General features: G+C 69.6%; 21 protein-coding genes. 9 read left to right on the plus strand and 12 right to left on the minus strand.

The features are described 5' to 3' along the window. Positions 1-24 precede the first annotated feature (24 nt). The 6 genes from CS1GBM4_RS09715 to CS1GBM4_RS09740 are packed head-to-tail and all read left to right on the plus strand — an operon-like array spanning position 25 to position 5,748. On the plus strand, positions 25-1,143 hold the full coding sequence (locus CS1GBM4_RS09715; protein WP_186418497.1) for an FAD-dependent oxidoreductase: 1,119 nt from the start codon (positions 25-27) through the stop codon (positions 1,141-1,143). Continuing rightward, positions 1,124-1,420, plus strand: coding sequence for a (2Fe-2S)-binding protein (locus CS1GBM4_RS09720; RefSeq protein WP_186418498.1), 297 nt, complete (start codon positions 1,124-1,126; stop codon positions 1,418-1,420). Before CS1GBM4_RS09715 ends, CS1GBM4_RS09720 begins: the two co-directional genes overlap by 20 nt. Beyond that, positions 1,417-2,817 (plus strand): NAD(P)/FAD-dependent oxidoreductase, encoded by a 1,401-nt coding sequence (locus CS1GBM4_RS09725; protein WP_186418499.1) that lies wholly within the window; start codon positions 1,417-1,419, stop codon positions 2,815-2,817. The genes CS1GBM4_RS09720 and CS1GBM4_RS09725 overlap by 4 nt, the downstream gene beginning before the upstream one ends. After that, positions 2,814-3,944, plus strand: coding sequence for an FAD-dependent oxidoreductase (locus CS1GBM4_RS09730; protein WP_186418500.1), 1,131 nt, complete (start codon positions 2,814-2,816; stop codon positions 3,942-3,944). The genes CS1GBM4_RS09725 and CS1GBM4_RS09730 overlap by 4 nt, the downstream gene beginning before the upstream one ends. Then, a complete protein-coding gene (locus tag CS1GBM4_RS09735; RefSeq protein ID WP_186418501.1) occupies positions 3,941-4,885 on the plus strand; it encodes an ABC transporter permease in 945 nt (314 codons plus the stop codon). Before CS1GBM4_RS09730 ends, CS1GBM4_RS09735 begins: the two co-directional genes overlap by 4 nt. Beyond that, positions 4,882-5,748 (plus strand): ABC transporter permease, encoded by an 867-nt coding sequence (locus CS1GBM4_RS09740; RefSeq protein ID WP_186418502.1) that lies wholly within the window; start codon positions 4,882-4,884, stop codon positions 5,746-5,748. The genes CS1GBM4_RS09735 and CS1GBM4_RS09740 overlap by 4 nt, the downstream gene beginning before the upstream one ends. Before the next feature lie 9 nt (positions 5,749-5,757). On the opposite strand, the gene CS1GBM4_RS09745 is transcribed toward CS1GBM4_RS09740, so the two are convergent. From CS1GBM4_RS09745 to CS1GBM4_RS09775, 7 genes are all read right to left on the minus strand, one after another. Continuing rightward, a complete protein-coding gene (locus CS1GBM4_RS09745) occupies positions 5,758-6,315 on the minus strand; it encodes an HNH endonuclease (RefSeq protein WP_186418503.1) in 558 nt (185 codons plus the stop codon). 222 nt (positions 6,316-6,537) lie between these two features. Beyond that, the gene (locus tag CS1GBM4_RS09750) at positions 6,538-7,419 is read right to left on the minus strand and encodes a 3-hydroxybutyryl-CoA dehydrogenase (protein WP_186418504.1); all 882 of its coding nucleotides are present in this window, start codon (positions 7,417-7,419) and stop codon (positions 6,538-6,540) included. A gap of 61 nt (positions 7,420-7,480) precedes the next feature. Beyond that, on the minus strand, positions 7,481-8,428 hold the full coding sequence (locus tag CS1GBM4_RS09755; protein ID WP_186418505.1) for an FAD-binding protein: 948 nt from the start codon (positions 8,426-8,428) through the stop codon (positions 7,481-7,483). Beyond that, positions 8,428-9,174, minus strand: a complete 747-nt coding sequence (locus CS1GBM4_RS09760; protein WP_186418506.1) for an electron transfer flavoprotein subunit beta/FixA family protein — start codon at positions 9,172-9,174, stop codon at positions 8,428-8,430. Before CS1GBM4_RS09760 ends, CS1GBM4_RS09755 begins: the two co-directional genes overlap by 1 nt. 136 nt (positions 9,175-9,310) lie before the next feature. Next, entirely contained in the window at positions 9,311-10,012 is a 702-nt protein-coding gene (locus CS1GBM4_RS09765) for a rhomboid family intramembrane serine protease (RefSeq protein ID WP_186418507.1), read from the minus strand. Between the two features lie 4 nt (positions 10,013-10,016). Beyond that, complete coding sequence (locus CS1GBM4_RS09770; RefSeq protein ID WP_186418508.1) at positions 10,017-10,598, minus strand: cob(I)yrinic acid a,c-diamide adenosyltransferase; 582 nt, start codon at positions 10,596-10,598, stop codon at positions 10,017-10,019. A 43-nt stretch (positions 10,599-10,641) separates the two neighbouring features. After that, positions 10,642-11,112, minus strand: coding sequence for an Lrp/AsnC family transcriptional regulator (locus CS1GBM4_RS09775; RefSeq protein ID WP_244607151.1), 471 nt, complete (start codon positions 11,110-11,112; stop codon positions 10,642-10,644). Between the two features lie 126 nt (positions 11,113-11,238). Here CS1GBM4_RS09775 and hppD point away from each other — a divergent pair, with 126 nt between their 5' ends. Then, positions 11,239-12,372 (plus strand): 4-hydroxyphenylpyruvate dioxygenase, encoded by a 1,134-nt coding sequence (gene hppD / locus CS1GBM4_RS09780; protein WP_186418510.1) that lies wholly within the window; start codon positions 11,239-11,241, stop codon positions 12,370-12,372. 123 nt (positions 12,373-12,495) lie between these two features. On the opposite strand, the gene CS1GBM4_RS09785 is transcribed toward hppD, so the two are convergent. Then, positions 12,496-13,362, minus strand: a complete 867-nt coding sequence (locus CS1GBM4_RS09785; RefSeq protein WP_186418511.1) for a LysR substrate-binding domain-containing protein — start codon at positions 13,360-13,362, stop codon at positions 12,496-12,498. A 131-nt stretch (positions 13,363-13,493) separates the two neighbouring features. Here CS1GBM4_RS09785 and CS1GBM4_RS09790 point away from each other — a divergent pair, with 131 nt between their 5' ends. Continuing rightward, positions 13,494-14,384: a DMT family transporter gene (locus CS1GBM4_RS09790; RefSeq protein WP_186418512.1), complete on the plus strand. Its 891-nt coding sequence runs from the start codon at positions 13,494-13,496 to the stop codon at positions 14,382-14,384. A 34-nt stretch (positions 14,385-14,418) separates the two neighbouring features. Here the strand turns inward: CS1GBM4_RS09790 and CS1GBM4_RS09795 are convergent, their stop codons facing one another. Further along, the gene (locus tag CS1GBM4_RS09795) at positions 14,419-14,976 is read right to left on the minus strand and encodes a dihydrofolate reductase family protein (protein WP_186418513.1); all 558 of its coding nucleotides are present in this window, start codon (positions 14,974-14,976) and stop codon (positions 14,419-14,421) included. 184 nt (positions 14,977-15,160) lie between these two features. Between CS1GBM4_RS09795 and CS1GBM4_RS09800 the strand changes: the two genes are divergently transcribed. Next, positions 15,161-15,685, plus strand: a complete 525-nt coding sequence (locus tag CS1GBM4_RS09800; RefSeq protein ID WP_186418514.1) for a hypothetical protein — start codon at positions 15,161-15,163, stop codon at positions 15,683-15,685. A gap of 43 nt (positions 15,686-15,728) precedes the next feature. On the opposite strand, the gene CS1GBM4_RS09805 is transcribed toward CS1GBM4_RS09800, so the two are convergent. From CS1GBM4_RS09805 to CS1GBM4_RS09815, 3 genes are read right to left on the minus strand one after another with little or no spacing between them, the layout of a single operon-like run. Then, complete coding sequence (locus tag CS1GBM4_RS09805) at positions 15,729-18,953, minus strand: efflux RND transporter permease subunit (RefSeq protein ID WP_186418515.1); 3,225 nt, start codon at positions 18,951-18,953, stop codon at positions 15,729-15,731. 19 nt (positions 18,954-18,972) lie between these two features. Further along, positions 18,973-20,157, minus strand: coding sequence for an efflux RND transporter periplasmic adaptor subunit (locus CS1GBM4_RS09810; protein WP_186418516.1), 1,185 nt, complete (start codon positions 20,155-20,157; stop codon positions 18,973-18,975). Between the two features lie 14 nt (positions 20,158-20,171). Further along, on the minus strand, positions 20,172-20,813 hold the full coding sequence (locus CS1GBM4_RS09815; protein WP_186418517.1) for a TetR/AcrR family transcriptional regulator: 642 nt from the start codon (positions 20,811-20,813) through the stop codon (positions 20,172-20,174). Between the last annotated feature and the right edge of the window lie 9 nt (positions 20,814-20,822).

Genomic DNA, 20,822 nt, shown 5'->3' on the forward strand with positions numbered 1-20,822 from the left:
CGTCGGAGCGCGAGAGGGAATTTCATGCGGCCGGACATCGTCGTCATCGGGGGAGGAACGGTCGGCGCCGCCATCGCCTACGGCCTCGCCGGCAAGTGCAACAAGGTGCTGCTGCTCGACGGCGACGACGGCGACTTCCGCGCGGCGCGGGCGAATTTCGGGTTGGTCTGGCTGCAGGGCAAGGGCCTCGGCATGCCGGCCTATCAGGCGCTGACGCGCGCCAGCATCGCGCTCTGGCGCGGCTTCACCGAGCGCCTCGAGGCCGAGACGGCGATCGATCTCGCCTATGAGCAGAATGGCGGCCTCGCCTTCTGCCTGGGCGAGGACGCCTTCGAGAAGCGCCGCCTCGACCTGCTGCGGCTCCATAACCAGCGCGGCGACGGCGAGCCGGATTGGGAGATGCTCGACCGCCCGGCGCTGGAGCGCCTTCTGCCGAAGGTGACGCTCGGCCCCGACGTCGCCGGCGCCAGCTTCGGGCGGCATGACGGGCACGCCAACCCGTTGCGGTTGCTCGCGGCCATGCATGCCGGCGTGCTGCGCCATGGCGGCGCATTGCGCCATCGCGCCCGGGTCCGGCGGATCGAGCCGGCCGGCACCGATTTCAAGCTCACGCTCGACGGCGAGACGCTGGTGGCGCCGCGGGTCGTCATCGCCGCCGGCCTCGGCTCGCCCGAACTGGCCCGGCAGGTCGGGCTCGACGTGCCGTTGCGCCCGGAGCGCGGCCAGGTGCTGGTCACCGAGCGGCTCGAACCCTTCCTGCCCCTGCCGGCGAGCGGCCTGCGCCAGACCGGCGAGGGCACGGTGATGATCGGCGCGACCAAGGACGATCCCGGCTTCGACGTCTCCACCACCGGCGAGGCCGCGGCGAGGCTCAGCCGCAAGACGGTGCAGATCGTCCCGGCGCTCGCCCGGGTCGGCCTCGTCCGGCAATGGGCCGGCCTGCGCATCATGACGCCGGACAGCTACCCGATCTATGCGCAGTCGCAGAGTCATCCCGGGGCCTTCGTCGCGCTCTGCCATTCCGGGGTGACACTCGCGGCCTTCCATGCCGAGGACCTCGCCTCGGCCATCGCGGCGGGCAGCCTGCCCGGGCGCCTGTCTCCCTTCCATCAGAGTCGGTTCGATGTTCCGCAAGCTGCATGACCCGGGACCGCAGGCGGTCACCATCTTCATCGACGGGCGCCCCGTCGTCGCGGAACCGGGCGAAAGCGTCGCCGCCGTGCTGCTGCGCCAGCAGGAGGGTTGGAACCGGACCACGCCGGTCTCGCAAAGCCCGCGCGCGCCCTACTGCATGATGGGCGTCTGCTTCGAATGCCTGGTCGAGATCGACGGCCAGGGCTCGGTGCAGAGCTGCCTGACGCCCGTCGCCGCCGGCATGCGCATCGCCCGCCAGCAGGGGCGCCGGAGCCTGTCGGCATGAGCGAGCATACCGATCTCCTGATCGTCGGCGCCGGCCCCGCCGGCATGGCCGCCGCGATCGCCGCCCGCCGCCACGGTCTGTCCGTCCGCCTCGTCGACGAGCAGCCGGCGCCCGGCGGCCAGATCTGGCGCGGCATCGAGACCGTCGCCGCGACGCCGCGCGCGGCGCGGCTCGGCGAGAGCTATCTTTCGGGTGCCGACCGCGCCGCGGCCTTCCGCGCCTGCGGTGCTCTGTACGAACCGGAAAGCCAGCTCTGGCAGATCGAGCCGGGCTTCCGCGCCTTCATCACGCGGGGCGGCAAGGCCCGCATCGTGACCGCAGAGGCGATCATCCTCGCGACCGGCGCGCAGGAACGGCCGGTGCCCTTCCCCGGCTGGACGCTGCCGGGCGTTCTGACGGTCGGCGCCGCGCAGATCCTGCTGAAGACGGCCGATTCCGTGCCGGAGAAACCGGTCTGGATCGCCGGCTGCGGGCCGCTGCCGCTGCTCTACATGACCCAGCTTCTGGCCGCGGGCGGCCGGATCGCCGGCTTCCTCGACACCACCGCGCGCGGGCGCGTCCGAGCGGCCCTGCGCCATCTGCCGCAGGGGCTCGGCCGTCTCGGCGATCTCATGAAAGGGCTGTCCTGGTCGCTGGCGCTGCGCCGGGCCGGCATCCCGACCATTCGCCACGTCACCGAGCTCGTCGCCGAGGGCGAAGGCCGGCTCCAGCGCCTGCGCTACCGCGCGGAAGACGGCCGCGAGGCCGAAGTCCCCGCCGAGGTGCTGCTCGTCCATGAGGGCGTGGTACCGAATATCCACGCAGCGCTCGCGCTCGGCTGCGCCGTGCGCTGGCATGCCGGCCAGCATTGCTATGTCCCGGTGCTCGACGCCTGGGGCGAGACCACGCAGGCCAATATCTTCATCGCCGGCGACGGCGCCGGCATCGGCGGCGCCGAGGCGGCCGAACCGCGCGGGCGGCTCGCGGCATTGCGGGTCGCCGCCAGGCTCGGCCGGCTCGATGACGCCGCGGCCGAGCTCGCCGCCGCCCCGGAGCGCGGCGCCCTTTCCGGCGCGCTCGCGCTGAGGCCCTTCCTCGACGCGCTCTATGCGCCGCGACCGCAGCTTCATGCACCGCCGGACGAGACGCTGGTCTGCCGCTGCGAGGAGGTCACGGCCGGCGAGCTGCGCGCCCGCGCGCTCGAGGGACGGCCCGGCCCGAACCAGCTCAAGGCCTTCACCCGCGCCGGCATGGGCCCCTGCCAGGGCCGGCAGTGCGGCTACGCCATGGCCCATATCGTCGCCGCCGCGCAGGGCCGCCCCGTCGAGGAGGTCGGCTTCTACCGGATCAGGCCGCCATTGAAGCCGGTCACGCTCGGCGAGCTCGCCAGCCTCGACGAGCAGGAACCGGCGGCATGAGCGAGGCCACATTCGACGTGGTCGTAATCGGCGGCGGCCTGCACGGCCTCTCCGCCGCGCTCCACCTGGCGCGCGCCGGGCGCAAGGTCGCGCTGGTCGAGCGGCGCTGGACCGGCCGCCACGCCTCCGGCGCCACGGCGGCGGGCGTGCGCACGCTCGGCCGCGACATCGCGGAGATTCCGATCTCGCTCGAGGCGATGGCGATGTGGCACCGGATCGAGACCATCGTCGGCGACGATTGCGGCTTCCATGCCCATGGCCAGATCCGCGTCGCCGAGACGGCCGAGCACATGCCGGCCCTGATCGAGCGGCAGGCCCGCACCCGCGCGCTGGGATACGATCATGAGGAGCTGATCGACGCCGCCGAGCTGCGCCGCCTCGTGCCGGCGCTGAGCCCGCATTGCGTCGGCGCGCTGGCGGCGCGGCGCGACGGCGCCGCCGACCCGCACCGCACCATCGCCGCCTTCCGCCGCACCTGCGAAGCCGCGGGCGTCGCCATCGCCGAGGGTTGCGGCGTCGAGGCGGTCGACCGGATCGGCGGCGACTGGCTGCTGATCTGCGGCAGCAGGCGCTTTCGCGCGCCCCATGTCGTCAACGCCGCCGGCGCCTGGGCCGGCCGGCTCGCCGCCCTGTTCGGCGACGTGATCCCGCTCGGCGTCCGTGCCTCGATGATGATCGTCACCGAGCGGCTCGCGCCCTTGCTCGATCCCGTGGTCAGCGTCGTCGGCCGTGCGCTCTCCTTCAAGCAGGCGAGCCAGGGCACGCTGGTGATCGGCGGCGGCCTGCAAGGCTCGGCCGATCTCGACGCTGAGCGCAGCAGCGTCGATTTCCGCCGGCTCGCCAGGGGCGCGCGCGCCGCCGGCGATCTCTTCCCCGCAGTGCGCGCGGTGCGGATCGCCCGCTGCTGGACCGGCATCGAGGCGGAAACCCGCGACCATATCCCGGTGATCGGCCTCTCGCCGAATACGCCCGGCCTCGTTCATGCCTTCGGCTTCTCCGGGCACGGTTTCCAGCTCGTCCCGGTCGTCGGCGCCATCCTCGCCGAGCTGGTCTGCGAAGGCCGGTCGCGCCGCGAGATCGCCGCCTTCGCCCCGGGGCGACTGATGCAGGAAAGGGCGGTGGCATGATCGGCTACCTGGTCAGGCGCATCCTGCTCGCCATCCCCACTCTGTTCGTGATGCTGACCGCGATCTTCGTGCTGGTCCGCCTCGTGCCGGGCGACGCCGCCTCGGTCATCCTCGGAGACCAGGCCAGCGCCGCCTCGCTCGCCGCGCTCCGGGAAAAGCTCGGCCTGGACCAGCCCGTCCACGTCCAATATCTCAGCTTTCTCGGCAAGATCCTCAGCGGCGATTTCGGCGAGTCGCTGTCGAGCGGGCGCAGCGTCCTCCGCGAGGTGCTGCTCGTCCTGCCCTCCACGATCGAGCTCACCGTCGCCGCCATCGCGATCGGCCTCCTCTTCGGCCTGCCGCTCGGCATCGCCGCGGCGCTCGCCCGCAATGGCTGGGTCGACTATGTCTCGCGCGTCGTCTCGCTGGTCGGCCTGTCCTTCCCGGCCTTCGTCTCCGGCATCCTGATGCTGATCGTCTTCGCCATCCAGCTCGGCTGGTTCCCGGTGCTCGGCAACACCAGCGGCGCCGGCAGCTTCGCCGAGCGCATGCGGGCCCTGGCGCTGCCGGCGCTCAATCTCGGCATCATCATGACCGCCTATGTGATGCGCGTGACCCGCGCCGCCATGCTCGGCGTGCTGACCGAGGACTATATCCGCACCGCCCGCGCCAAGGGCGTCGGCCCGTCCCGGCTCGTCGTCACCCATGCCCTGCGCAACGGGCTGATCCCGATCATCACCGTGGTCGGGCTCTATTTCGGCACGCTGATCGGCAATTCCGTGCTGACCGAGATCATCTTCAACCGGCCCGGCCTCGGCAAGCTGATCATCGGCGCCCTCAACGCCCGCGACTACACGCTGCTGCAGGGGCTGATGATCATCTTCGCCATCTGCGTGATCGTCGTGAACACGCTCACCGACCTCGCCTATGGCCTCGTCGACCCCAGGGTGAAATACTCATGAGCGCCGCCGACGCCCCCGTCGCGATCCAGCCCGGCGGGCTCTGGCTCGCCTTCACGCAGAACCGGCTCGCCTGGGTCGGGCTCGTCCTGCTGGCACTGATCGTCTGCGTCGCGCTGTTCGCGCCCTGGCTCGCCCCGCACGACCCGCTCGAGCAGAACATCGTCGCGCGGCTGGAGCCGCCATCCGCCGAATTCTGGCTCGGCACCGATTCCTATGGCCGCGACGTGCTCTCGCGCCTGATCTACGGCGCCCGCATCTCGCTGTTCGTCGGCTTCGTCGCCATCCTGATCGCCATGCTGGTCGGCACCGCGATCGGCGTGCTCGCCGGCTATGTCGGCGGCGTTTTCGACCAGCTCGTCATGGGCGTGCTCGACGTGCTGCTCGCCTTCCCCACCCTGCTGCTCGGCCTGATGATCGCCGCCATGCTCGGCGCGAGCCTCGAGAACCTGATCATCGCCATCGCCGTGACCGAGGTCGCCCCCTTCGCCCGCGTCGCCCGCGCCCCGACGATCACGCTGCGCCAGCGCGATTTCGTCGAGGCCAGCCGCTCCTATGGCTGCGGGCCGTTCCGGATCATGACGCGGCACATCCTGCCGAACATGATCTCGGACGTGGTGGTGATGAGCTCGCTCTGGCTGGCTTCGGCGATCCGCACCGAGGCCTCGCTCAGCTTCATCGGTCTCGGCGTGCCGCCGCCGGCGCCGACCTGGGGCGCGATGATCCGCGAGGGCTTCGAGAACATCCTCGACGCCTGGTGGCTCGCGGTCTTCCCGAGCCTCGCCATCCTCGTCACGGTGCTGGCGCTCAACCTGCTCGGTGATGCCCTGCGCGACGCCTCCGATCCGCGCTCGCGGTCGCGCTGACCGCCGGCGTCAGGGCTCCAGCTCGGAATCCCAGTAGAGATAGTCGAGCCAGCTGTCGTGCAGGTAGTTCGGCGGGAACAGCTTGCCGTTGCGGTGCAGGTCGTTGATCGAGGGCGCGAACGGCTTCTGCATCGGGATCATGCCGACCGTCGTCGGCATCTTGTCGCCCTTCATCAGATTGCAGGGCGAGCAGGCCGCGACGACGTTCTCCCAGGTGGTGAGCCCGCCCTTGGAGCGCGGCACGACATGGTCGAAGGTCAGTTCGTCGCGGGTTCCGCAATACTGGCAGGAGAAGCGGTCGCGCAGGAAGACGTTGAACCGGGTGAAGGCCGGGGTGCGTGACGGCTTGATATAGGTCTTGAGCGAGACCACCGAGGGCAGCTTCATGTTGAAGCTCGGGCTGCGCACCACGGTGTCGTATTCGGAGACGATGTTGACCCGGTCCATGAAGACCGCCTTGATCGCGTCCTGCCAGCTCCACAACGAAAGCGGATAATAGCTCAACGGCCGGAAATCCGCGTTGAGCACCAGCGCCGGACAACCGTCCGGCGAGGCCATCGGATGCATCACATGCGCCGTCACCCGTATCGCGCCTCCGCTCGTTGGGCCGCACGAATCCTGTAACGCATCAATGTAAGCGCGAGACGACAGGAATGTGAAGCGGCGATGTTGCGGCGCGAATACGCAGGCGGCGGCCGTCATTTCCGGGCGGCGCGCGGCGCGGCCCGGGAGCTCTCAGGCAGAAAAGACCGGCGTCCGGAGTGCCCAGCGCGAGGCGGGCGGACGATCTCAGCGCGTCGGGATCGGCTTTTCGCCGCGATAATCGTAGAAGCCGCGCTTGGTCTTGCGGCCGAGCCAGCCGGCCTCGACATACTTCACCAGCAGCGGGCAGGGCCGGTACTTCGAATCGGCGAGCCCGTCATGGAGCACCTGCATCACCGACAGGCAGGTGTCGAGGCCGATGAAGTCGGCGAGCTGGAGCGGGCCCATCGGGTGATTCGCGCCGAGCTTCATCGCCGTGTCGATCGCCTCGACCGAGCCGACGCCTTCATAGAGCGTGTAGACGGCTTCGTTGATCATCGGCAGCAGGATGCGGTTGACGATGAAGGCCGGGAAATCCTCGGAGACCGACGCCGTCTTGTGCAGCCTGGCGACGAACTCCTTGGCGAGCTCGAAGGTGTGGTCGTCGGTGGCGATCCCGCGGATCAGCTCGACGAGCTGCATCAGCGGCACCGGGTTCATGAAATGGATGCCGATGAAGCGCTCGGGCCGGTCGGTCGCCGCGGCGAGCCGCGTGATCGAGATCGAGGAGGTGTTGGAGGCGAGCAGGGCGTCCGGCCGCAGATAGGGGCAGATCGAGGTGAAGATCTTGCGCTTCACCTCCTCGCTTTCGGTCGCGGCCTCGATCACCAGGTCGCAGGAGCCCAGATCCTCGAGCTTCGGCGCCGAGACGATGCGCGACATCGCGCTGCGGCGGTCCTCGTCGGCGATGGCGCCCTTGGCGACCTGCCGGGCCATGTTGCCGTCGATCGTCGCCAGCGCGGCGTTGATGCGCTCCTCGGCGATGTCGTGCAGCTTGACGTCAAAACCGGCGACGGAGGCCACATGGGCGATACCGTTGCCCATCTGCCCGGCGCCGATGATGCCGACGGTCTTGATCTGTTGGTCCATGTGACGCTTCTGTTCCCGCGGGAGCTGGCGCGGGCGGCCGCGTGGCCGCCCGCAGGGAGGCCTACTTTCCAGCTTTCTCGAGCTCTTTCTCGAGTTCCGGCATGATGGTGAAGAGATCGCCGACGAGGCCGTAATCGGCGACCTGGAAGATCGGCGCCTCCTCGTCCTTGTTGATGGCGACGATGACCTTGGAATCCTTCATGCCGGCGAGATGTTGGATCGCGCCGGAGATGCCGACCGCGACATAGAGCTCGGGCGCCACCACCTTGCCGGTCTGGCCGACCTGCCAGTCGTTCGGGGCGTAGCCGGCGTCGACCGCGGCGCGCGAGGCGCCCATCGCGGCGCCGAGACGGTCCGCCACCGGCTCGATCACCTTGGTGAAGTTCTCGGCCGAGGCGAGCGCCCGCCCGCCCGAGACGATGATCTTGGCCGAGGCCAGCTCCGGCCGGTCGGACTTCGCGACCTCTTCGCCCTTGAAGGAGGAGATGCCCGGATTCGGTGCCGCCGCGACGGCCTCGATCGGGGCCGAGGCTGCGCCGTCGCCGGCGGCGGCGAAGGAGGCGCCGCGCACGGTGATGACCTTCTTGGCGTCGCTCGACTGCACCGTCTGGATCGCGTTGCCGGCATAGATCGGCCGCTCGAAGGTGTCGGCCGAGACGACCCTGGTGACTTCCGAGATCTGCATCACGTCGAGCAGCGCGGCGACGCGCGGCATCACGTTCTTGCCGGTGGTGGTGCCGGGCGCGACCAGCGCATCATAGCCGGGCGCGAGCGAGACGATCAGCGCCGCCAGCGGCTCGGCGAGGCGATGCTCATAGGCCGCATCGTCGGCGAGCAACACCTTCTCGACGCCGTCGAGCTTGGCGGCGGCTTCCGCCACGGCCTTGGCATTGAGGCCGGCGACCAGAACATGGACCGGAGCCCCGAGCGCCTTCGCTGCCGTCAGCGCCTTGCGGGTGGCCTCGTTGAGGCTCTTGTTGTCGTGCTTGGCGAGCAGAAGGGTCGTCATCACAGCACCCCGGCGGTCTTGAGCTTGGAGACGAGTTCGGCGGCGCTGCCCACCTTGACGCCGGCGGAGCGCCCGGCCGGCTCGGCCGTCTTCAGCACCGTCAGGCGCGGGGCGATCTCGACGCCGAGCGTCTCCGGCGAGGTCTCGTCGAGCGGCTTCTTCTTCGCCTTCATGATGTTCGGCAGCGAGGCGTAGCGCGGCTCGTTCAGGCGCAGATCGGTGGTCACGATCGCCGGCAGCTTGAGCGAGACGGTCTGCAGGCCGCCGTCGACCTCGCGGGTGACCTCGGCCGAACCCGCGTCGAGCACCACCTTGGATGCAAACGTGCCCTGCGGCCAGCCGAGCAGCGCGGCGAGCATCTGGCCGGTCTGGTTGCAGTCGTCGTCGATCGCCTGCTTGCCGAGGATGACGAGTTCCGGCGTCTCCTGCTCGACGATCTTCTTCAGCAGCTTGGCCACGCCGAGCGGCTCGACGGTGGCGTCGGTCTTCACCAGGATGCCGCGATCGGCGCCCATGGCGAGGCCGGTGCGGATCGTCTCGGCCGCCTGGGCCGGCCCGACCGAAACCACGATCACTTCCGTCGCCTTGCCCGCTTCCTTCAGCCGCAGCGCCTCTTCGACGGCGATCTCGTCGAACGGGTTCATCGACATCTTCACATTGGCCAGCTCGACGCCAGACCCGTCGCCCTTCACCCGGATCTTCACGTTGTAGTCGACAACCCGCTTTACTGGCACAAGTATCTTCATCAGGGCTTCACCGGTTACGGAGAGATGCGGTCGGATGGCGGTCCGCCGGCGACGGCGATGCCCGGCATCGCGACACTCGGCTGAAATGCGGACGGACCGTAGCGACGGGAATTTGCGCTTGTCAACGCCATGAAAGTCACGGCGCCCCGCGCAGGCCGCGGCCGAACAGACGCAGTTCGCCCCGGATCAGGAGCGGCGTCAGCGCCGCGCCGGCGCCGAGCCCGCCGAGATGCGCCCACCAGCCGACGGCGTCCTGCTGGTCGAACAGCGCCGAGAGCAGCTGGAACAGGATCCAGGCGCCGAGCGCGTACATCGCCGGGATGTGCAGCGGGATCGCCTTGAAGGCGAGCCCCCAGACGCGCACGCGCGGATAGAGCATGAGGTAGGAGGCGATCACCCCCGAGATCGCCCCGGATGCGCCGATCAGCGGCTGTTCCGACTGCGGATTCATCAGCGCGTGCAGCAGCGCCCCGGCCATGCCGCAGAGCAGGAAGAAGACGAGGAAGCGCAGATGGCCCATCGCATCCTCGACATTGTCGCCGAAGACCCAGAGGAACAGCATGTTGCCGATTAGATGCGCGACGCTGGCATGGAGCAGCATGCCGGTCGTGAGCGTCAGCCAAGGCGGCGCCCGGAGCAACTCGTGCGGCAATTGCGCCTCGCCGAACAGCACCGCTGGAATCGTGCCGAAACCGGCCATCACCGCGATCTCGCTCCCCTCGCCGGGCCAGTGCGTCAGCATGAGCCGCAGCCCGATGCAGAGCGCGATCAGCGCATAGGTGACGTAGGCGACCCGGATGAAGCGCATCGGCACGCCGTCGTGCAATGGCACGAACATCGGACTACCGGTTCTGGCCGGGCGTCCAGAGCACGTCGCCCCCGGCCCTGGCGTTGAGGTGGCGCGAGGCGACGAAGAGGAAGTCCGACAGCCGGTTGATGAACTTCAGCGCCGGCGCCGCGACGCGCTCGCCCTCGGTCTGCGACAATTCGACCATCAGCCGCTCGGCCCGGCGGCTCACCGTGCGGGCGAGGTGCAGATGCGCCGCCGCCGGCGTGCCGCCGGGCAGGACGAAGGAGCGCAGCGTCCCGAGCGGCCGGTTGAGCCGGTCGATCTCCGCCTCGAGCCGGTCGACCTGCGCCTCGACGATGCGCAGCGGCTCGAAGGCCGGCTTCTCGCCGGTCTCGGGCGAGGCGAGCTCGGCGCCGAGATCGAAGAGATCGTTCTGGATCCGGCCGAGCATCGCGTCGAGCTCGGCATCCTCGCCGGCGCAGTGCAGCCGCGCCAGGCCGATGCAGGCATTGGTCTCGTCGACGGTGCCGTAGGCGGAGACGCGCAGATCGAATTTCGGCCGGCGCGCGCCGGTGGCGAGCGCCGTCGTGCCGTCGTCGCCGGTGCGGGTGTAGATGCGGTTGAGAACGACCATGGCTGAGTTATAGCGCGGCGGGGCGCCGGCGGAAGGGGCAAGCTCACGCATTCGCCAGCGGCAGGAGGCCCGGCTCCTTCAGCGTCTCCAGCGCGATCTCCGAGCGCACGCGCGCGACGCTCTCATGCGGCAGCAGCACCTCGTTGACCAGCCGCGCCAGCTCCTTCAGGTCGCCGACCGCGACTTTGAGCATGTAGTCGGCCTCGCCGGTCAGCGCATGCGCCTCCAGCACGGAGGGCGTCAGCTTGACCAGGTCGCGGAAGCGCCGGGCATTGTCGCGCGAGTGGGTGTTGAGCGCGACATGGATGAAGACGGTGACGGAGAGGCCGATCGCCTCCGGGTCGATCAGCGCGCGATAGCCGCGGACGATGCCGGCGCTCTCCAGCGCCTGCCGCCGCCGCGAGACCTGGCTGGCCGAGAGGCCGACCCGCTCGGCGAGCGCGCCATTGGTGAGCGAGGCGTCTTCCTGCAGGGCTGCGAGCAGGCGCCGGTCGAAAGCGTCGATCTGCGACATCCGTGAGATCCTTCGCCCAATCATGCATGATCGATGCAAAGGAAGCCCGAGGGCGCAGGATTTTGCAAACTTTTCGCCATCCCGCTGCGCGAGCATTGGTTCAATCACAGATCGAGGAGACGCAGCATGGGACCGTTCCCGCACGATTCAGCCCCGCCGGCCATCTCCGATGCCAATCCGATGGGCACGGACGGCTTCGAGTTCGTCGAGTTCGCCCATCCCGAACCCGAAAAGCTCGGCGCGCTGTTCGAGACCATGGGCTTCACCAAGGTCGCCAGGCACCGCTCGAAGAAGGTGACGCTCTACCGCCAGGGCGACGTCAATTTCATCGTCAACGCCGAGCCGGAATCGTTCGCCCAGGGCTTCGCCGCCGAGCACGGCCCCTGCGCCTGCGCCATGGCCTTCCGCGTCGTCGACGCCAGGCACGCCTTCGACCGTGCGGTCTCGCTCGGCGCCGAGCCCTATGAGACGAAGGTCGGCCCAGGCGAACTGCAGATCCCGGCGGTGAGGGGCATCGGCGGCTCGCTGCTCTATTTCGTCGACCGCTATGGCGAGAAGGGCTCGATCTACGATGTCGATTTCGAATGGCTCGGCGAGACCGATCCGCATCCGGAGCAGGCCGGGATGTATTATCTCGACCACCTCACCCACAACGTCCATCGCGGCCGCATGGACCATTGGGCCGACTGGTATGGCGAGCTCTTCAACTTCCGCGAGATCCGCTTCTTCAACATCGAGGGCAAGCTGACCGGCCTGATCTCGCGGGCGCTGACCTCGCCCTGCGGCAAGATCCGCATCCCGATCAACGAATCCCTCGACGACAAGAGCCAGATTGAGGAGTACCTGCGCGAATACAAGGGCGAGGGCATCCAGCATGTCGCGCTCGGCTCGCGCGACATCTATGCCAGCGTCGAGCAGCTCCGCCGGAACGGCCTGCCCTTCATGCCGTCGCCGCCCGACACCTATTACGAGAAGGTCGACGGCCGCGTGCCGAACCATGGCGAGCCGGTCGCCCGGCTCAAGGCCAACGGCATCCTGATCGATGGCGAGGGCGCGGTCGCGCTCGGCGAGAAGGCCGGCCGGATGAGCAAGGTGCTCCTCCAGATCTTCTCCGCCACCGTGGTCGGCCCGATCTTCTTCGAATTCATCCAGCGCAAGGGCGATGACGGATTCGGCGAGGGCAATTTCCGCGCCTTGTTCGAGTCGATCGAGGAAGACCAGATCCGCCGCGGCGTGCTGAAGCCGCAGGCGGCGGAGTGAGTTCGGCGTCATTCTCGGGCGAAGCGAAGCGCAGACCCGAGAATCTCAGGACGAGAAGGCGCTGGCCTGCACCCTCTCCGGCAAGAGATGCTCGGGTCTTCGCCCGAGCATCACGCGCTTCAGTCACGCCGCCAGCCGCGGCGCCGCCATCGCCTCGCGCAGCGCCTGCGCGAAATGGCGCGCCGCGACGCCCGCCTGCGGCGCGATCACCAGCGCGACCGAGAGGTCGAACAGCGCCGGCAAATTCTCGGACGGCTCCAACCGACGCAAGGAGACCGGCGCGGCGCTCTCGGTGATCGCGGTGACGCACAGCCCGGCCTCCACCGCCGACAGCAGCCCGGCCATGTGCGAGGAGGAGAACACCAGCCGATGCGGCCGCTCCGCCGCCTGCAGGGCGCCGAGGATACGCGGGCGGGCCCGGCAGCCTTCGTTGAACAAGCCGAGCGGCAGCACCTCGCTGAGCTCGGGCCGGTGGCCGCGGGCCGCGACCCAGACCAGCGGTTCGCGCCTCAGCCTCTCGCCCTTCGGCCGGCCGGGATCCTGGGTGATGACCGCGAGATCGAGCTCGCCCGCCGCCACCGCCGGCTCGATCCGTTTCGACAATTCGCAATGTACCGCGATCTCGACGCGCGGATGCGCCTCGGCGAAGCGCACGATCAGCGGCCGCAGGTAGGCGTCGACATAATCGTCCGGCAGGCCGATGCGCAGGCGCCCGACGGCCTTGTCGCCGTCGAGCTCCGCCCGGGCCTCGCGCTCGATCGCCAGCAGGCGGCGCGCCTGGGCGATCAGGCGCTCGCCGGCCTCGGTCGGCACGACGCCGCGGCGCGCGCGCTCCAGCAGCTGCCGGCCGAGCGTGGCTTCGAGATCCTGGATGCGGCCCGAAACCGCCGATTGCGTGCGCCCGAGCCTGGCGCCCGCCGCGGTGAAACCGCCCGTCTCGGCCACGGCGACCAGCATGGCGAGCGCGTCGAGATCGAGATGGCTGGCCATCGTTGTTCCATCGGAAACAGAGATAGTTAAATCAATATAATCCGTTTTTCCGATTGCAGGAAGCGTCCTATATCGACGGCCGGATCATCAGCCTTCCAGATCGTGCACCCATGTCCGCCCCGAGCCTGTCCGTGTCCGACCGTCCCGCCGCGCCGGCGCTCGCCATGTTCCTGGCGCTGCTGCTCGGCGCGACCTGCATCGGCTTCTCCGGCATCTTCGTGCGCTTCGCCGATGTCGGCCCGGCCGCGGCCGGCTTCTGGCGCATGGTCTTCGCCCTGCCGGTGCTCGCCGCCTGGATGGCCCTGGAAGCCGCCGGCGACGGCGCTCGCGGCGTCAAGGCCGGCGCGATCCTGCCGATCGCGCTCGCCGGCCTCGCCTTCGGCGTCGACGTCGTGCTCTACAACGCCTCGCTCGGCTTCACCTCGATCGCCAACGCCTCGCTGCTCGGCAATCTCTCGCCGGTCGGCGTCATCCTCGGCGGCTGGCTGCTGTTCCGCGAGAAGCCGACACGGCGCATCCTCGGCGCGCTGCTGCTCGCCATCGGCGGCGCCGGCCTGCTGGTGCTGCCGAAGCTCGGCGCGGCGGCGCCGCTCTCCGGAGCCGGCCTGTTCGGCGACGGCCTCGCCGTTGGCGCCGCCTTCTCCTATGCGGCTTATATCCTCGCCGTGCGCCGCGCCCGCAATCGCGCCGCCGCCGGACGGATCGGCCTGATCTCCAGCGCCATCTGCGCCGCCTTCTGTCTCGTCGCCGCGCTCGGCCTCGGCGAGGCGATCCTGCCGCGGAGCCTGACCGGCTGGCTTGCCGTCGCGGCCCTCGGCCTGATCTCGCACGCCATGGGTCAGGGCCTGATCACGCTGGCGCTCGGCCATTACGGCGCCGGAGCCGCTTCCCTCGTCATGGTCTGGCCGGCGCTGGTCTCGGTGCTCGCCGCCTGGGCGATCTTCGCCGAGCAGCCCTCGCCGGCCCAGGCCTTCGGCGGCGTCGCGATCCTGGCGGCGGTGCTGATGGTGCGCAAGGGATAGGGCCTGCCGCGCCGCAGGCCGCGGCGGCACGGTCTCAGATCCGCGGCGCGTATCGCAGGATCACCGTGCCGTTCTCGAGCGGCCGCGACTCCAGCAGGTCGAGCCGCTGCCGCTCGCCGCCCGGCTTGAAGAAGAGGGTGCCCGCACCGAGCCGGACCGGCACCACGGCCAGCATCAGTTCGTCGATCTGCTTCTCCCGCAGCAGCGCATCGCAGAGCTGGGCGCTGCCGAAGATCAGGACGTCCTTGCCCGGCGCCGCCCGCAGCCTGGCGATCTCGCCCGCGATGTCGGCGGTGACGCGCGTGTTGTTCCAGTCCGAGCTCGTGATCGTGCGCGAGGCGACCAGCTTGGGCAGGGCGTTCATGTAGCGCGTGACCTCGCCGTCCTCGGCGGTGGCGCTGGTCCAGTACGCCTTCATGCCGTCATGGGTGACGCGGCCGAAGACCAGGCATTGCGCCCGCTTGCCGAACTCCTTGCTGAGGGCGTCGAGCTCCTCGCCCCAGGCGTCGTTGTGGAACGAGAGGTCCCACTTCTCCGTGCCCTCGAAATAGCCGTCCAGCGTCACGAGATTCCAGACGATCACCCTGGCCATCGCATCCTCCCTGGCGCCCTCTCGGCGCAGTTCGACTGCTTGCGAACCGCAAGCAGTATCGTGCTAACGAAACCGGTTGCAGATTGCAAGCGGAAATCGCGCACGGATCGCCGGGCCTGGCCGGGACCGGCGCCAGAACGATCAAAACCGCTCCTGAGACGTTTAGCCGGCAGGAGGACAGATCATGACACGACATCACCTGGCGAAAGCGTTGGCTGCGGCGGCGCTGCTGATCGTGGCGCAGCCCGCCGCAGCTCAACAGGAGGCCGAGCGTGACGAGAGCGGCTTTCTCAACTCTCTGGAAGGTCGCTTCAGCGGCAATGGCACGCTCCGGAATGCCGATGGCGGCAGCCGCTCGCTGACATGCCGGTTCGACGGCGACCAGCAGGGCACGCGCCTCAGCCTCGACGGTCGCTGCAGCACCGCCGCCATCTTCAGCGCGACGATCCGCATCGACCTGCGCCACGATCCGAAGAGCGGGCGCTATGCCGGCACCTTCAGGGAGAGCACCGGCACGGTCGCGACCTTGTCGGGCGAGCGCCAGGGCCAGCGCCTCACGCTCGCCTTCAACGAGACCGCCGAGAGCGTCCGTCCGAACCCGCCGGCGACCCTGACGATCGCGCGCCAGCCGAGCGGGGTCGCGCTGACCCTGCGCGGCAGCCAGCCGGGGAAAGGGCAGAACCTCGACCTGTCGCTGAAGGAGGATTGATCGGCGAGGCGAAGCGCGCCAGCCCCGAGGCGGGCGCGGCCTCTCACTCCGCCGCCAGTCGCGGCGGCGGCGGCTTGCCCGCCATCGCCTTGGCGCTGGCTTCGCCCGGCGTCTCCTCGTCGCTGACCGCGGTCCAGCTGCTCTCGTCCTCCGCCTTGCCCAGGAAGCGACCGAACAGGAAGCCGGTCAGGCGCCCGAGATCGTCCATCACCACGTAGAAGGACGGCACGAAGACGAGCGAGAGCACGGTCGAGACGATCAGGCCGCCGATCACCGCGATCGCCATCGGCGCACGGAACTCGCCGCCGTCGCCGACGCCATAGGCGGAGGGAAGCATGCCGGCCGCCATGGCGATGGTGGTCATCACGATCGGCCGCGCGCGCTTGCGGCCCGCCTCGAGCAGCGCCGTCGTGCGGTCCTTGCCACGCGCGACCTCCTCGACCGCGAAGTCGACCAGCATGATCGCGTTCTTGGTGACGATGCCCATCAGCATGAGCAGGCCGATATAGACCGGCATCGAGACCGGGTTATGGGTGGCGAGCAGCGCGATCACCACGCCGCCGAAGGAGAGCGGCAGCGAGAGCAGGATCGTGATCGGCTGGAAGACCGAGCCGAACAGCAGGATCAGCACCGCGAGCACCAGCATCAGGCCGGTGGTCATCGCGGTGATGAAGCCCTCGACCACCTCGCCCTGGATCTCGGCGTCGCCGGTGGCGGCGATGCGCACGCCCTCGGGCAGGCCCACCTCCTTGACGATCTCGTGGAACCGCTCCTGCGCCGTGCCGAGCTCGAAGCCGCGCTTCAGGTCGGCCCCGATCGTGGCGCGCCGGACCCGGTCGTAGCGGTCGATCGAGGATGGACCTTCGCCGAAGCCGATCTCGGCGACCGCCGTCAGCGGGATCGAGACGCCGGCGGTATTGACGACGCGCAGCGCCGCGATGTTGCGGATGTCGGCGCGGGCGGCCTCGTCGAGCTGGACACGGATCGGCACCAGCCGATCGCCGGCGTTGAACTTGGCGAGGTTGGGGCCGATGTCTCCGATGGTGGCGACGCGCAGCGCCTCGGAGATCGCCTCGGGCGTGACGCCGAGGCTGGCGGCCTGCTCCAGCTTCGGCGTGACGCGCAGCTCCGGCCGGGCGAGCGAGCCGGCCGAGGCGACGTTGAGGTAGCCGTCGACCTTGCGCATGCGCGCCTCGATCTTGGCCACCGCCTCGTCCAGCGCCTCGCCATCCTTCGACAGGATCGAAAAGGCCATCTCGCGCTCGCCGCGCTCGTTGACGTACCAGGCGCGCACGTCGGGGACGCTCGCCAGCTTGTCGGCGATGGTGACCTTGAGCTCCTTCTGGGGCACGTCGCGCTCGGCCTTCGGCGTTAGCATGACGAACACCGCGGCGCGGCGCACCTCGCGCTGGCCTGTCGGCGAGGCGCCGCCGAGCACGAAGACGGTCGTCACCTCGGGGATCTCGCGCAACTTGTCGACGATCCTGTCGGTGGCGACGGTCGTGTCCTCCAGCGTCGCGCCGGGCGGCAATTCGACGCTGGCGACGATGCGGGCGGTGTCCTCCTCCGGGAAGAAGCCGGTCGGCAGCAGCGCCGTCGCCTGGATCGAGGCGAACAGGAAGCCGAAGCCGGCGATCAGCGTCAGATAGGCCGTGTTGAACGGCACCCTGCGCCATCCTCCCGAGCCGTCGCGGCGCGGCAGCACCGGGATGCGGCGCTTCCTCAGCGTGGCCTCGAGCAGCCAGGCGTAGCCGCGCATCACGAAGCCGTCTTTGGGCTCGTGGTGCTTCATCGGGCGGAACAGATAGGCCGCCATCATCGGCGTGATCAGGCGCGCGACCAGCAGCGAGAACAGCACCGCGACGGCGACCGTCAGGCCGAACTGCCGGAAATACTGGCCGGCGATGCCGCCCATGAACGAGACCGGCGCGAAGATCGCGACGATGGTCAGCGTGATCGCGATGACCGCGAGGCCGATCTCGTCGGCCGCCTCCATGGCGGCGCGATAGGGCGATTTGCCCATCTTCATGTGCCGCACGATGTTCTCGATCTCGACGATGGCGTCGTCGACCAGGATGCCGGTGACCAGCGTGATGCCGAGCAGGCTGACCAGGTTGAGCGAGAAGCCGAGCAGCTCCATCGCCCAGAAGGTCGGTATCGCCGAGAGCGGCAGGGCGATCGCGGTGATCAGCGTCGCGCGCCAGTTGCGCAGGAAGGCGAAGACGACGAGCACGGCCAGCGCCGCCCCTTCCATCAGCGTCTCCATCGCCGCCTTGTAATTGCCGTAGGTGTAGGCGACGGCGTCGTCGATCGGCTTGAGCGCGATGGTCGGATAGCGCTTGTTCAGCTCGGCGATCCTGGCCGCGACCACCTCCTTGACCGAGAGCTCGCTCGCGCCTTTCGAGCGGAACACGGCGAAGGCGACCACCGGCTGCTTGTTGAGGCGGCCGAAGACGCGCGGCTCGGAATTGGCGTCCTCGACGCGGCCGAGCTCCTTCAGGCGCACCTCTCGCCCGCCGGTGAGCTGGATCTTGCTCTCGGCCAGCTCGGCGACGGTCCTGGCGCTGGCGAGGGTGCGGATCGCCTGCTCCTGGCCGCCGACCTCGCCGCGCCCGCCGGCGAGGTCGACATTGGTGGCGCGGATCTGGCGGTTGACCTCGCCGGCCGTGGTGCCCAGCGCCAGCAGCCGGTCGGGATCGAGCGAGATCCTGATCTCGCGATCGACGCCGCCATAGCGTTCGACCCGGCCGACGCCCTTCAACCCCTGCAATTCGCGGGCGACGACGTCGTCGACATGCCAGGAGAGCTGCTCCAGCGTCATGCCGGGCGAGGAGGCGCCATAGGTCAGGATCGACTGGCCCTCGACGTCGATGCGCTGGATCACCGGCTCGTCGATGGTGCGCGGCAGCTCGGCGCGGATCTTGGCGATCGCGTCCTTGACGTCGTTGACGGCCCGGTCCGTGTTCACCTCGAGCCGGAACTCGATCATCGTCACCGAGGAGCCGTCGGTCAGCGTCGACATCACGTGCTTGACGCCGGTGATGTTGGCGACCGCGTCCTCGACGCGCTTCGACACCTGGCTCTCGAGCTCGGCCGGCGCGGCGCCGGACTGCGTCACCGTCACCGAGACGAAGGGCACGTCGATGTTCGGGAAGCGCGTCACCGGCAGCTTCGAGAACGACAGCAGCCCGAGCACGCACAGTACGACGAAGAGCAGGATCGCCGGAACCGGCTTGCGGATCGACCAGGCGGAGACGTTGACGTTCATCCCAGGGCTCCCGATCCCGTCAGTCCGCCGTGACCGGCGTGATCGCGTCGCCGTCGCGCACGAAGGTGCCGGCGCGGGCGACCACGCTCTCACCCTCGGCGAGGCCGGAGACGATCTCGGCGCGCCCGCCGCCGACCAGGCCGAGCACGACCTTCCTGGTCGTCACCCGCCCGTCCTTCACGGCCTGCACCATGGCGCCGCCGCGCGCATAGGTGATCGCCGAAAGCGGCAGCACGAGCGCGGTCTTGCGCCCGGTCTCGATCACGCCTCGCGCGAAGGAGCCGACGGCGACCGGCGGGTTGCCGGTGAGCGACACGCGCAGCCGCCCGAGCCGCGAGGCCTTGTCGACCTCGGGCGAAATCAGCCGGATCTGGCCGGCGAGCGGCTTGTCGGCGCCGGCCGGCGTCACCGCGACCGCCTGCCCGAGCTTGAGATTGGGCAGCTCGACCTCGGCGACATCGGCTTCGAGCTCGATCGCGCCGTCGGCGATGATCCGGAACAGCGGCTCGGCCGCCGCCATCGTCGCCATGGCGCCGAGCTTGGCGCTGCGCCGGCTGACGATCCCGGCCTTCGGTGCCTTGATCTCGGTGCGCGCCAGCCTGACCGCGATGTCGCGGCCTTGCGCCTGCGACAAGGTGAGATCGGCCTGCGCCATCGCCAGCGCCTGCTTGGCCGAGTTCAGCCGCGCCTGCGCCGCTCGCGCCGCGGCGGAGCGCAGATCGAAGGTCTCCAGGCTGGCATTGCCGCTGTCACGCAGCGCCTTGGTCCGGTCGAAGGCGTTGTTGGCCTGGACCAGATTGGCCTCCGCCTCGACGATCTGGGCCTTGGCCTGATCGATCGCGGCCTCCGCCTTCGCGCTCTGCGCCTCGTTCTGGGCGCGCTGCACGTCCAGCGTCGTGCGCGAAAGCCGCGCCAGCACCTGGCCGGCGGCGACATGGTCGCCCTCCTCGGCGAGCAGCTCGGTGATGACGAAGCCGTCGACCTCGGGCGCGACCAGCACCTCTTCGCGCGCGATCATCGAGCCGGAGACGACCACGCTCTGGACGATCTCGGCGCGCTTGACCGAGGTCACCGTGATCGCGGGTCCGGCGGAGGGCGCCTGCTGGGTCGCGGCCGAGGCCGGCGCCTGGGCAAGAGCGGCCACGGGCGCGCTCAGGAGCGCGACGAGCGGCGGCAGGATCAGGCTTTTGGGCGAGACTGGCATGGTCGGTCTTCGTCTTACGGGGTTGGCTCGCCGGCGGACGGCAGCAGCATGGTCTGCGCCAGGCCACGCATCGCGGCGAACAGGGCGTCGGCGCCGGCAACGGCGTCGAAGTCGGGATCGACGGCGCGTCGGCAGAAGAAGCCGTCCGCCATCATGAACAGCGCCTGCAGGAAGCGCGCCTGATCGAGATTGCTCGGCAGCTCTCCACTCGCCTTGGCGGCCTCGACGGCCGCGCCGAGCCCTTGCTCGACCGTCTCGTCGAAGCCGGCACAGATGCGCGCCATCTCGGGCGTGCGCGAGGCTTCCGCCCAGATCTGCACCGCGATGATCGCCTTCTCGCGCGGCTTGCGCGTCATGTGCTGGCGGCCGAGCGCCTCGAGCTGATCGAGCAGCCCGCCCCTCGCCGGGTCGAGCTGGGCGAAGTCGGCCGCAATCTCCATGCGGTCGCGCTCGCTGATGCCGGCGATGATCGCATCCTTGGAGGGGAAGTAGCGGTAGAGATTGCCCGGGCTCATCCCGGCTTCCACCGCGATCTCGTTCATCGTCGCCGCGTGGAAACCGGCGCGCGCGAAGACGCGCTCGGCCGCATCGAGGATGCGGACATGGCGTTCCGAAAGGACGCGCTCGGCGGAGAACGGGGTGACGACCTGCGACATGCCTGTTTC

Origin of the sequence: Allobosea sp. CS1GBMeth4 (genome assembly GCF_900185715.1) — a bacterium.
Classification (GTDB): Bacteria; Pseudomonadota; Alphaproteobacteria; order Rhizobiales; family Beijerinckiaceae; genus Allobosea.

What these genes read in the sequence shown, in the direction of transcription:
- CS1GBM4_RS09735 (WP_186418501.1), top strand. Translation starts at nt 3,941, where the DNA reads ATGATCGGCTACCTGGTCAGGCGCATCCTGCTCGCCATCCCCACTCTG.
- CS1GBM4_RS09720 (WP_186418498.1), top strand. Translation starts at nt 1,124, where the DNA reads ATGTTCCGCAAGCTGCATGACCCGGGACCGCAGGCGGTCACCATCTTC.
- CS1GBM4_RS09725 (WP_186418499.1), top strand. Translation starts at nt 1,417, where the DNA reads ATGAGCGAGCATACCGATCTCCTGATCGTCGGCGCCGGCCCCGCCGGC.
- CS1GBM4_RS09755 (WP_186418505.1), bottom strand. Translation starts at nt 8,428, where the DNA reads ATGACGACCCTTCTGCTCGCCAAGCACGACAACAAGAGCCTCAACGAG.
- CS1GBM4_RS09810 (WP_186418516.1), bottom strand. Translation starts at nt 20,157, where the DNA reads ATGCCAGTCTCGCCCAAAAGCCTGATCCTGCCGCCGCTCGTCGCGCTC.
- CS1GBM4_RS09770 (WP_186418508.1), bottom strand. Translation starts at nt 10,598, where the DNA reads ATGGTCGTTCTCAACCGCATCTACACCCGCACCGGCGACGACGGCACG.
- CS1GBM4_RS09750 (WP_186418504.1), bottom strand. Translation starts at nt 7,419, where the DNA reads ATGGACCAACAGATCAAGACCGTCGGCATCATCGGCGCCGGGCAGATG.
- CS1GBM4_RS09765 (WP_186418507.1), bottom strand. Translation starts at nt 10,012, where the DNA reads ATGTTCGTGCCATTGCACGACGGCGTGCCGATGCGCTTCATCCGGGTC.
- CS1GBM4_RS09800 (WP_186418514.1), top strand. Translation starts at nt 15,161, where the DNA reads ATGACACGACATCACCTGGCGAAAGCGTTGGCTGCGGCGGCGCTGCTG.
- CS1GBM4_RS09805 (WP_186418515.1), bottom strand. Translation starts at nt 18,953, where the DNA reads ATGAACGTCAACGTCTCCGCCTGGTCGATCCGCAAGCCGGTTCCGGCG.
- CS1GBM4_RS09745 (WP_186418503.1), bottom strand. Translation starts at nt 6,315, where the DNA reads ATGCATCCGATGGCCTCGCCGGACGGTTGTCCGGCGCTGGTGCTCAAC.
- CS1GBM4_RS09740 (WP_186418502.1), top strand. Translation starts at nt 4,882, where the DNA reads ATGAGCGCCGCCGACGCCCCCGTCGCGATCCAGCCCGGCGGGCTCTGG.
- CS1GBM4_RS09785 (WP_186418511.1), bottom strand. Translation starts at nt 13,362, where the DNA reads ATGGCCAGCCATCTCGATCTCGACGCGCTCGCCATGCTGGTCGCCGTG.
- CS1GBM4_RS09815 (WP_186418517.1), bottom strand. Translation starts at nt 20,813, where the DNA reads ATGTCGCAGGTCGTCACCCCGTTCTCCGCCGAGCGCGTCCTTTCGGAA.
- hppD (WP_186418510.1), top strand. Translation starts at nt 11,239, where the DNA reads ATGGGACCGTTCCCGCACGATTCAGCCCCGCCGGCCATCTCCGATGCC.
- CS1GBM4_RS09715 (WP_186418497.1), top strand. Translation starts at nt 25, where the DNA reads ATGCGGCCGGACATCGTCGTCATCGGGGGAGGAACGGTCGGCGCCGCC.
- CS1GBM4_RS09730 (WP_186418500.1), top strand. Translation starts at nt 2,814, where the DNA reads ATGAGCGAGGCCACATTCGACGTGGTCGTAATCGGCGGCGGCCTGCAC.
- CS1GBM4_RS09760 (WP_186418506.1), bottom strand. Translation starts at nt 9,174, where the DNA reads ATGAAGATACTTGTGCCAGTAAAGCGGGTTGTCGACTACAACGTGAAG.
- CS1GBM4_RS09775 (WP_244607151.1), bottom strand. Translation starts at nt 11,112, where the DNA reads ATGTCGCAGATCGACGCTTTCGACCGGCGCCTGCTCGCAGCCCTGCAG.
- CS1GBM4_RS09795 (WP_186418513.1), bottom strand. Translation starts at nt 14,976, where the DNA reads ATGGCCAGGGTGATCGTCTGGAATCTCGTGACGCTGGACGGCTATTTC.